This window comes from Micromonospora orduensis (assembly GCF_006228125.1).
In the GTDB taxonomy this organism is placed as follows: domain Bacteria; phylum Actinomycetota; class Actinomycetes; order Mycobacteriales; family Micromonosporaceae; genus Micromonospora; species Micromonospora orduensis.
In genome coordinates, this window is sequence record NZ_VDFY01000127.1 from 1 (window position 1) to 8885 (window position 8885).

An 8885-nucleotide genomic window follows, 5' to 3' on the forward strand; every position below is an offset into this window, starting at 1 on the left:
GCAGCGCGGTGCCGGCGGCGGCGCCGACCAGCAGGGCCGCGAGGCGCGGCGCCAGCCAGGCCCGCCGGTCGACCGGCGCGCTCGTCACCCAGCTCTGGGTGGCCGGGGTGACCAGCAGCGGGCCGAACGCGCGCAGGCCACGCCAGGCCAGCCCGGCGCCGGTGAGGAGCGCGGCGACGGCCAGCCACCACCGCACGCCCGGCTCGGCCTGCCCCACGGTGGGGGAGTCCAGCATGTCCCGGCTCGCGCTGATCGCGAACCAGCCGTACATGCCGACGAACAGGACCATGACGTACGCGTCGCCCAGCACGTCGCCGAGGGAGTGCTCGTGGTGCCGGCGGCGGGCCCGACGCAGGTGGGTACGGACCTGGCGGGCCGTGGGCAGCCCGGCCGGCGCCTCGGCGATCGTGGCCGGCGGGGCGGTCACCTGCCGATCTCGATCCGCTCGTCGACGACCGCGTCGATCAGTTCCGGATCGTGCGAGGCCAGCAGCACTGTGGTGCCGGCGTCGCGTTCGCGGCGCAGCCGGTCGGCGAGCCACTGCCGGCCGGCGACGTCGAGGCGCTGCTCCGGCTCGTCGAGGATCAGCACCCGACGCGGCCGGACGAAGCACGACGCCAGGGCGAGCCGGCGGCGCTGCCCGCTGGACAGGGTGACCGGCAGTTGGTCGCGGGCCGGACCCAGGCCCAGCTCGGTGATGACCTCCTCGACCGGCTCGGCGCTGCCCCCGTGGGCGTACGCGACGAGTTCCAGGTGCTCGACGACGGACAGGTCGGGGAAGAAGTCGATGTCGTCCAGGGCGGCGGCCATCAGCGCCCGCACCTGCGGGTCGGTCTCGTCGGCCCGGTAGCCGTGCACCCGCACCTCGCCCGCGTCCGGCCGGTCGGCGCCGACGACGCAGCGCAGCAGGGTGGTCTTGCCGCTGCCGTTGGGGCCGAGCACCACCGCGATCCGCCCGGGCGGGAGCGTGAAGCTCACGTCGTCGAGCACCACCAGGTTGCCGAAGTTACGGCTGAGTCCCCGTACCGAGAGCGCGTCCACGAGCACACACTCTCCCAGACCCGTGCCACCGGCCACCACGAGCGGCCCACGTCACCCCCGGTCGCCTACCGTTTCGGCGCGGGTGTCCGGTTGCGGGGCAGCTGCGTAGAGCGCGGCCAGTCCCGCCGCCGTGGCGGCCAGCCGTTCCCGCAGCGCCACCGGGCTCAGGACCTCCACGTCGGCGCCGAGGCGCAGCAGGTCGCCATGGGCGTGGGTGAGCGACTCGATCGGCAGCACCGCGGTCACCCAGCCCCGGGCGTCCGGCGGACCGGCACTGGCATCCACGGCGGCCACCACCGGATCGCTGCCGATCTCCCGCAGTTGCTCCCGGCCGGCGGGCGAGAGCCGGACAATGGCCTCGTCGCGGTGCAGTTCCGCCCGGAACCGGGCCACGTGCGCCCGCCACCAGGACGGCAGGTCGAAGTCGGCAGGCCTGTCGAACTCCTCGGTCAGCGGGGTCAGCGCACGGATCTGGTTGACCCGGTAGGTCGCCGGTCGACCCCGGCCCGGCTGGTCGGCCACCACGTACCACCGGCCGCCCTTGAGCACCAGGCCGTACGGCTCCAGCACCCGGGTCACGTCGCCCTTCCAGCTGCGGTAGCGCACCTCGACGCGGTGCTGGCGCCACACCGCCTCGGCCGTGCGGGCCAGCTCCGGTGAGGTGTCGCCGTCGGCGTACCAGCCGGGGGTGTCCAGGTGGAAGCGTTGCTGGAGCTGGGTGGCCCGGTCGCGCAGCGGGGCCGGCAGCGCGGCGTGCAGCTTGAGTCGCAGCGCGGCCACCACGTCGCCGTAGCCCAGCTCGTCGGCGGGGCCGGGCAGCCCGGCCAGGAAGAGCCGGTCGGCCTCCTGGGCGGTGAGACCGGTCAGCCGGGTGCGCCAACCGTCGACGAGCTGGTAGCCGCCGGCGTGCCCGGCCTCGCCGTACAGCGGGATGCCGGCGGCGTGCAGCGACTCCACGTCCCGGTAGATGGTGCGCGGGGAGACCGACAGCCGCTCGGCGAGCTGCGCGGCGGTCAGCCGGCCGTGCGCCTGGAGCAGCAGCAGGACGGAGAGGAGTCGACTCGCTCGCACTTCACTGACACTAGCTGTCAGGGGAGTGGTCCTACCGTCTCGGCATGGCATTTAGCGACAAGGATCTACGAACGCCGGGACCGGTGACTGTGGACGGTTGGCAGCTCAAGCGATACCACATCGACCAGCCGGAGCGGCCGATCGAACCGGAGGTGGAGAAGGCCGCGTACGACGTGCTGCCAGCGCTGCTGGCCCGCGCGGTGAGCGACGGCACCCCGGCCGCCGGGTGGGTGGTGCTGCACCGGGGCGCGGACACCGGCGCCTATCTGCTGGCGTACACCTGGGTGTGGGACAACGCGCTGCAGGTGCACATCTCGGTGGCCGGGCAGCCGGTGCTGGACTGCCCGGACGACGACCCGACCCACTTCGTCGAGCTGGGTCGGCGCGAGGTCGGCTGCGTGTGGGAGTTGGCGGTGCTGGAGCACGAGCGGGCCGCCTGGGTCCGGCACATGCTGCTGCCGGCTAGCCCCGATCTGACCGGTTATCTGCGCGACACGCGAGCGGAAGGGCCGGTGGGCCACTGATGGGCGACTTCGACTTCTACGTGGGCACCTGGAACGTGGTCAACCGACGGCTGCGCGAGCGGTTGACCGGCTCCGACGAGTGGGAGGAGTTTCCGGGCGTGTCGGTCGCGCACGGCTTCTTCGGCGGAGGTGGCAACTTCGACGAGATCACCTTCCCGACCAAGGGCTTCTCCGGCGCGACGCTGCGGATCTTCGACCCGAGCACCGAGCAGTGGTCGATCTACTGGATGAACAGCGGTCGCGGCGAGTTGGAGCAGCCCCCGATGGTGGGCCGATTCGTCGACGGGGTGGGCCGCTTCTACGCCGACGACAAGCACGAGGGACGGCCGGTCCGGTGCCGGTTCATCTGGTCGGAGATCACCGCGACGACCGCGCGCTGGGAGCAGGCGTTCTCGGTCGACGGCGAGCGCACCTGGGAAACCAACTGGATCATGACGTCCACCCGGGCGGCCGACTGACTCCGCCCGGCGACGGGGCGGTGGGCGCGGTGTTAGTGTCCGTCCACCGCCCCGGGATGGAGGAGCGCCCATGACCTCCGACCACGTCGACGTGCTGATCATCGGCGCCGGCCTGTCCGGCATCGGCGCCGCCTGCCACCTGCGCCGCGACTGCCCCGGCAAGACGTACGCGGTGCTGGAGGCGCGCGACGCCGTCGGCGGCACCTGGGACCTGTTCCGCTATCCGGGCATCCGGAGTGACTCGGACATGTTCACCCTCGGCTACTCCTTCAAGCCGTGGACCGCACCGAAGGCCATCGCCGACGGCGAGACGATCCGGGAGTACGTCCGGGACACCGCCCGCGAGTACGACGTGCAGCGGCACATCCGCTTCAACCACCGGGTGCTGCACGCCGAGTGGGACAGCGCCACCGCCCGCTGGTCGGTGCACGCCCAGCGCACCGACACCGGTGAGCCGGTCGTGTGGACCTGCTCGTTCCTGTTCGCCTGCACCGGTTACTACCGCTACGACGAGGGCTACACCCCGCCGCTGCCCGGCGTCGACGCGTACACCGGGCGGCTGGTGCACCCGCAGCGCTGGCCCGACGACCTCGATCACACAGGCAAACGGGTGGTGGTGATCGGCAGCGGCGCCACCGCTGTGACAGTGGTGCCGGCGATGGCCGAGCGGGCCGCCCACGTGACGATGCTCCAGCGCTCACCCACGTACGTCCTGGCCCTGCCCTCGCGCGACCGGCTGGCCGACGCGCTGCGGCGCGTCCTGCCGGCGAAGGCCGCGTATCCGGTGGTGCGGTGGAAGAACGTGCTGATGTCCACTGTCACCTTCCAGCTCAGCCGACGTGCGCCCCGGCTGGTGAAGCGGATGCTGCGCCGGGCGACCACGGGACGGCTCCCGGTGGGGTACGACGTCGACAGGCACTTCTCACCCCGCTACGACCCGTGGGACCAGCGGCTCTGCGTGGCGCCCGACGGCGACCTGTTCACGGCCGTGGGCCAGGGCAGGGCGTCGGTGGTCACCGACACCATCGACACGTTCACGCCGCACGGTGTCCGGCTGACCTCCGGCGCCGAGCTGCCCGCCGACGTCGTGGTCACCGCGACCGGGCTCAACCTGCTGGCCATCGGCGGCCTGACCCTGCGCGTCGACGGCGTCGAGGTCGACCTGGCCGACACCGTCGCCTACAAGGGCATGATGCTCTCCGGGGTGCCGAACTTCGCGTTGACGCTCGGCTACACCAACGCGTCGTGGACGCTCAAGGCCGACCTGGTCGCCGGTTACGTCTGCCGGCTGCTGCGGCACCTGGACCGCACCGGCCAGCAGGTCGTCACCCCGCTCCCGCCGCCGGACGACGAGCGGGTGCCGCTGATCGACCTGCGCTCCTCCTACGTGCTGCGCAGCGTCGACGCGCTGCCCCGGCAGGGCGCGAACGCGCCGTGGCGGCTGTACCAGAACTACGCCCGTGACGTGCTGCTGATGCGACACGGCCGGCTCACCGACGAGGGGGTGCGGTTCTCCCGCGCCACCCGGCAGGAGAGGAGCACCCGTGCGGAGGTTTGAGTTCACCGGCGCGACCGCCGTCGTCACCGGCGCGGCCAGCGGCATCGGCGCGGCGTTGGCGCACGCGCTTGCCCACCGGGGCAGCGACCTGGTCCTGCTGGACCGCGACACCGAACGGCTGGACGCGGTCGCCGCCGCGATCCGCGCCGAGCACCCGGAGCGGCAGGTGCACACCCACGTCGTGGACCTCGCCGACGCCTCGGCCACCGCCGCGGTCGCCGAGGAGATCCGGCAACGGCATCCCCGCGTACGGCTGCTGGTGAACAACGCAGGCGTCGGCCTCGGCGGCCGGTTCGACCAGGTGACGTTCGACGAGTTCAGCTGGGTCATCGACGTCAACTTCCGGGCCGTGGCGCAGCTGACCCACGCGCTGCTGCCCACCCTCAAGGCGGAACCCGGCGCGCACCTGGTGAACATCTCCAGCCTGTTCGGGCTGATCGCGCCGGCCGGGCAGACCGCGTACGCGGCGAGCAAGTTCGCGGTGCGCGGCCTCACCGAGGCGCTGCGCCACGAACTGGTCGACGACGGCATCGGCGTGACCTCGGTGCACCCCGGCGGCATCCGCACCCGGATCACCGAGAACGCCCGGATCGGCAGCGGCGTCTCGCACGAGGAGTACGCCGCCGGCCGCGCCCAGTTCGAGAAGCTGCTCACCATCGCGCCGCAGCGGGCCGCCGAGGTGATCCTGCGCGGTGTGCGGCGGCGCCGGGGTCGGGTGCTGATCGGCTGGTCGGCGAAGGTGCCCGACCTGCTCGCCCGGGTCCTGCCGGCCTCGTACAACCGGCTGCTGGTGACCGGCCTCAACCGGGGCGTCGTCCGCCCGGCCCCGCCCGTGCCCGCGCAGCGCTCCGCCGACACCGCCCGCGACGCCGTGTGACGGCGGGTCCGGTCACGGAGGTGTGCCGCCCCGCTTCTCCTCCTGCGCCAGCACCGCCTCGCGGTGCTCCGGGTCGTCGCGGCTGTCCAGTTCGGCGGCGAGCCGCGGATCGGCCACCAACCGGTCCCGGTTGCGGTGCAGGAAACTCTCGAAACCACCTGTGTACGGGCAGGCCAGGTCGCCCAGCGCCCGTTCGGGGACGTAGCGGCACCCGGCGCAGTAGTCACTGATCTCGTCGATGTCGGTGCCGCCCACCGCGTACGGGCGGGTGTCGACCCGGGCCAGGTCGGCGTACTGGCTCATACCGACGACAGTCGCGTTCATCACCCAGTCGGTGCCGTCGACGAAGCACCGCTGGAACCAGTCCGCCAGCTCGGACGGGCGCCAGCCGCGCTGCAACGCGTAGTTGCCGAGCACCAGCAGGCGAGGGTTGTGGTGGGTCCACGCCCGGTCCCGTACGGCGGCGAGCACGTCGGCCAGGCAGCGGGCCTCCACCGCGTCGGCGTCCAGCTCGGCGAACCACTGCGGCAGCGGCTCGGTCGCGGCCAGCCAGTTCGCACCTCGGTACGGTGGCTCGAAGTACCAGTACAGCTGCCACAGGAACTCCCGCCAGCCGAGCAGACCCCTGATGAACGGCTCCACCGCCGTACGCGGGGCCGCGCCGGTGCGCCACGCCTGCTCGGCGGCGCGGATCGCCGGCTCCGGGTCGAGCAGCCCGAGGTTGAACGAGGACGAGAGCGCGGAGTGTGCCAGCAGCGGGTCGTCGACGCTCATCACGTCGGCGTAGCGGCCGTACCCGGGTAGCCGGTGGCTAAGGAAGTGCGCCAGGCGGGCCTGCGCCTCGGCGTGGGTGGCCGGGTGTCGGCGAGGGCCGTCGCGGCCCACGAAGCGCACCCCGTCGGCGGCCCACCGGTCCAGGTCACGGCGTACCCGCGCGTCGATGTCGTCCTCGACGATCGGCGGCGGCGCGGGCGGCGGCGACGGCGGGCCGTGGTCCTCGGCGCGGGTGCGCCGGGCCGCCGCGGTGCCGCCGGCCGGGGCAGTCAGCACGTCGTGCCGGCGGCGGGCGTGCCGGTAGAAGTCGGCCATCCGCAGCGGACCGCGCCGGGTGCGGTCGGCCCAGGCGGCGAAGTCGGCCTGGCTGGTGACGAAGCCGCGCGGGGGCAGCACGGTCAGCTCCGGCACCGACCGGGCGAAGCGCAGTGCCGCCCGGGAGTGCGGATGGCACACCTCCAGGGGCTCACCGACCTGTGCCAGCGCCTCCCGGAAGGTGTCCGTTCGCAGCACCAGCGCCCGGTCGCCCAGCTCGGCCGCGCGGTGGCGCAGCGCGGAGAGGATCAGATGCGCCTTCTGCCGGTGCATCGGCCGGCGGCGGAACAGGTCCCGGATCTCCACCAGCAGCACCTGCTGATCGGGGTCGTCGAGGAAGTGCGGCCCGAGTTGATCGGCCAGCAACCATCGGCGGCGAAACATGTCGCAATTCTGCCCACCTCCGGGCCGACGCGCCCGTCGGCGGGCCGGCCGGGCGCGTCCGGGTCCATACCGGCCGGATCATCCCGAACCGCCGTCGGGGACCGCCGGGGCGGGCAGCACGTCGCGGCGGCGCAGCAGCACGGTCAGCGCCACGAGTGCCACCAGCAGCAGCGCGACCGCGTACACCGGGGCCGGACCCAGCGGCGTGAGCAGCGCGAGCAGCGCCACCACCGGGAACGCCACGACCACCGCACCGTGCTGTTGCCGACGCACGTGCAGCACCCAGATGGTGAGCAGGAAGACGGCGACGGGGACGGCGAGCGCGTACCAGGCGGTGGTGCCGGAGATGTGCGCGAGGTGCCGCTCGTGGTCGACCGCCACACCCAGGCCGGCGCCGACGGCGGCGACCGCCGCGAAGACGAGGTAGTGGCCATAGCCCCAGACCAGCGAGTACGGCAGCTGGTCGGGCGCCTCGATGGGCCGGTCGAAGTAGAGCCACCACAGCGCGAACACGATCACCGTTGCCGTCGCCGCCAGCGACCAGAGCTGACGGTTTCCCGCGTCCACTCCGGTCTGGATGGCCACCGACGTGGCCAGCACCACGTCGCCGAGAACGATGAGGGTGAACAGCCCGTACCGTTCGGTGATGTGCCCGGGGTGCCAGGGGGTCATTCCGGGCCGTTCGGCCACCGCCGGCACCAGCAGGTCGGCCACGGCCAGCACCAGGAACGCGGCGGTGCCCCACTCCTGCGGCAGGGCCAGCCGCAGCAGCCAGCCGAGCTGGACGACTGTGACACCGATGGTGTACCGCCGGGCCGCCCGGCGGTGCACCGGGTCACCGACGGCGGCCCGGGACCAGTGCACGACGGCCGCGAGCCGCATCACCACGTAGCCGTACGTGATGACGCTGAAGTCGCCGTCGGTGAACGCCCGTGGCACCCCGGCCGCGATGATCAGGGCGCCGGCGATCTGCACCAGGGTCGTGATCCGGTAGACGTCGTCGTCGGTGTCGTAGGCCGACGCGAACCAGGTGAAGTTCATCCACGACCACCAGATCGCGAAGAAGACCATCAGGTACCTGGTCAGCGCGTGGACGAGGTGCCCCTCGGAAAAGTCGTGGTGCAGGTTGCCGGCGGCCTGCGACACGGCCACCACGAAACACAGGTCGAAGAAGAGTTCGAGGGGGGTGGCCGCGCGGTTCGGTTCGTCCCGGCTGCGGGGCCGCATCGGCCGGTAGAACGGCCGTACCGGCGGGGTCCTGGTCACCGCGGCTCCTCGGCCGGTGTGGTCAGTGTCGGCGGCGGCCGTGGGTCAGGCCCTCCAGCACCAGGGTCAGCCCCGCGCCGACCAGCCAGACGTCCTTGGCGAGACCGGCGCCCTGCTGGGTCGGGCGGATGCTGCCCGGCTCACGCATCCCCGGCGTCTTCAGGTACAGCTGCACCAACCCCGCACCGAACGCGGTCAGGCCGAGCCCGACCAGGGGCGCCGGGACGAACGGCGCGAGCAGCGCGGCCCCCAGGGCGATCTCCGAGTACGACAGCAGCTTCGCGAATCGCGCCGGCTCGAACTGACCGAGCTGGGGCATGGCGGCCACCGCCATCCCGTGCATGCCCTCCGCGGCGGCGCCCTCCAGATTCCGCTTACCCAGACCCGAGTTGAGGATGTACGCGCCGATGCTGACCCGCAGCGGCAGGTGCGCGAGCTTCATGGTCACTCCCGAAGGTCGTGGTCCGAATGCGGTTCGCGTACCCGAGACGGCCCGCGATAACCCGCCGGGGTGGCTGGGCTGGTCGTGGTGGTGGCGGTAGGTTCGCCAGAGGGCCCACCGCCGGGCCCGGCGCACCCTGTCCCTTATACCCATCTGACGCTGCCGACGATAAGGC

Annotated in this window: 10 protein-coding genes; 4 read left to right on the top strand and 6 right to left on the bottom strand. The window is 72.8% G+C overall.

The genetic code is table 11. The features are described 5' to 3' along the window. The 3 genes from FHG89_RS09990 to FHG89_RS10000 form a co-directional block, all read right to left on the bottom strand. Positions 1-427: DUF6297 family protein (locus tag FHG89_RS09990; RefSeq protein ID WP_244295314.1), on the bottom strand; the 427-nt coding region annotated here is incomplete at its 3' end. After that, complete coding sequence (locus FHG89_RS09995) at positions 424-1047, bottom strand: ABC transporter ATP-binding protein (protein ID WP_139584094.1); 624 nt, start codon at positions 1045-1047, stop codon at positions 424-426. The genes FHG89_RS09995 and FHG89_RS09990, both read right to left, overlap by 4 nt. Before the next feature lie 45 nt (positions 1048-1092). Next, positions 1093-2112: a helix-turn-helix transcriptional regulator gene (locus tag FHG89_RS10000; protein WP_139584095.1), complete on the bottom strand. Its 1020-nt coding sequence runs from the start codon at positions 2110-2112 to the stop codon at positions 1093-1095. Between the two features lie 44 nt (positions 2113-2156). Between FHG89_RS10000 and FHG89_RS10005 the strand changes: the two genes are divergently transcribed. From FHG89_RS10005 to FHG89_RS10020, 4 genes are all read left to right on the top strand, one after another. After that, the gene (locus FHG89_RS10005; protein ID WP_139584096.1) at positions 2157-2636 is read left to right on the top strand and encodes a hypothetical protein; all 480 of its coding nucleotides are present in this window, start codon (positions 2157-2159) and stop codon (positions 2634-2636) included. Further along, positions 2636-3094 (top strand): hypothetical protein, encoded by a 459-nt coding sequence (locus FHG89_RS10010; protein ID WP_139584097.1) that lies wholly within the window; start codon positions 2636-2638, stop codon positions 3092-3094. Before FHG89_RS10005 ends, FHG89_RS10010 begins: the two co-directional genes overlap by 1 nt. Before the next feature lie 70 nt (positions 3095-3164). Next, entirely contained in the window at positions 3165-4652 is a 1488-nt protein-coding gene (locus FHG89_RS10015) for a flavin-containing monooxygenase (protein ID WP_139584098.1), read from the top strand. Then, positions 4639-5529, top strand: a complete 891-nt coding sequence (locus tag FHG89_RS10020; RefSeq protein ID WP_139584099.1) for an SDR family NAD(P)-dependent oxidoreductase — start codon at positions 4639-4641, stop codon at positions 5527-5529. Before FHG89_RS10015 ends, FHG89_RS10020 begins: the two co-directional genes overlap by 14 nt. Positions 5530-5541: 12 nt before the next feature. Here FHG89_RS10020 and FHG89_RS10025 read toward each other — a convergent pair whose 3' ends face one another. From FHG89_RS10025 to FHG89_RS10035, 3 genes are all read right to left on the bottom strand, one after another. Then, positions 5542-7002 carry a cryptochrome/photolyase family protein gene (locus FHG89_RS10025; RefSeq protein ID WP_139584100.1) on the bottom strand — a complete coding sequence of 487 codons (1461 nt, stop codon included), beginning with the start codon at positions 7000-7002 and terminating at the stop codon, positions 5542-5544. A gap of 78 nt (positions 7003-7080) precedes the next feature. Then, a complete protein-coding gene (locus FHG89_RS10030; RefSeq protein WP_208760916.1) occupies positions 7081-8268 on the bottom strand; it encodes a low temperature requirement protein A in 1188 nt (395 codons plus the stop codon). Between the two features lie 22 nt (positions 8269-8290). Then, positions 8291-8710 (bottom strand): hypothetical protein, encoded by a 420-nt coding sequence (locus tag FHG89_RS10035; protein ID WP_139584101.1) that lies wholly within the window; start codon positions 8708-8710, stop codon positions 8291-8293. Positions 8711-8885: the final 175 nt, after the last annotated feature.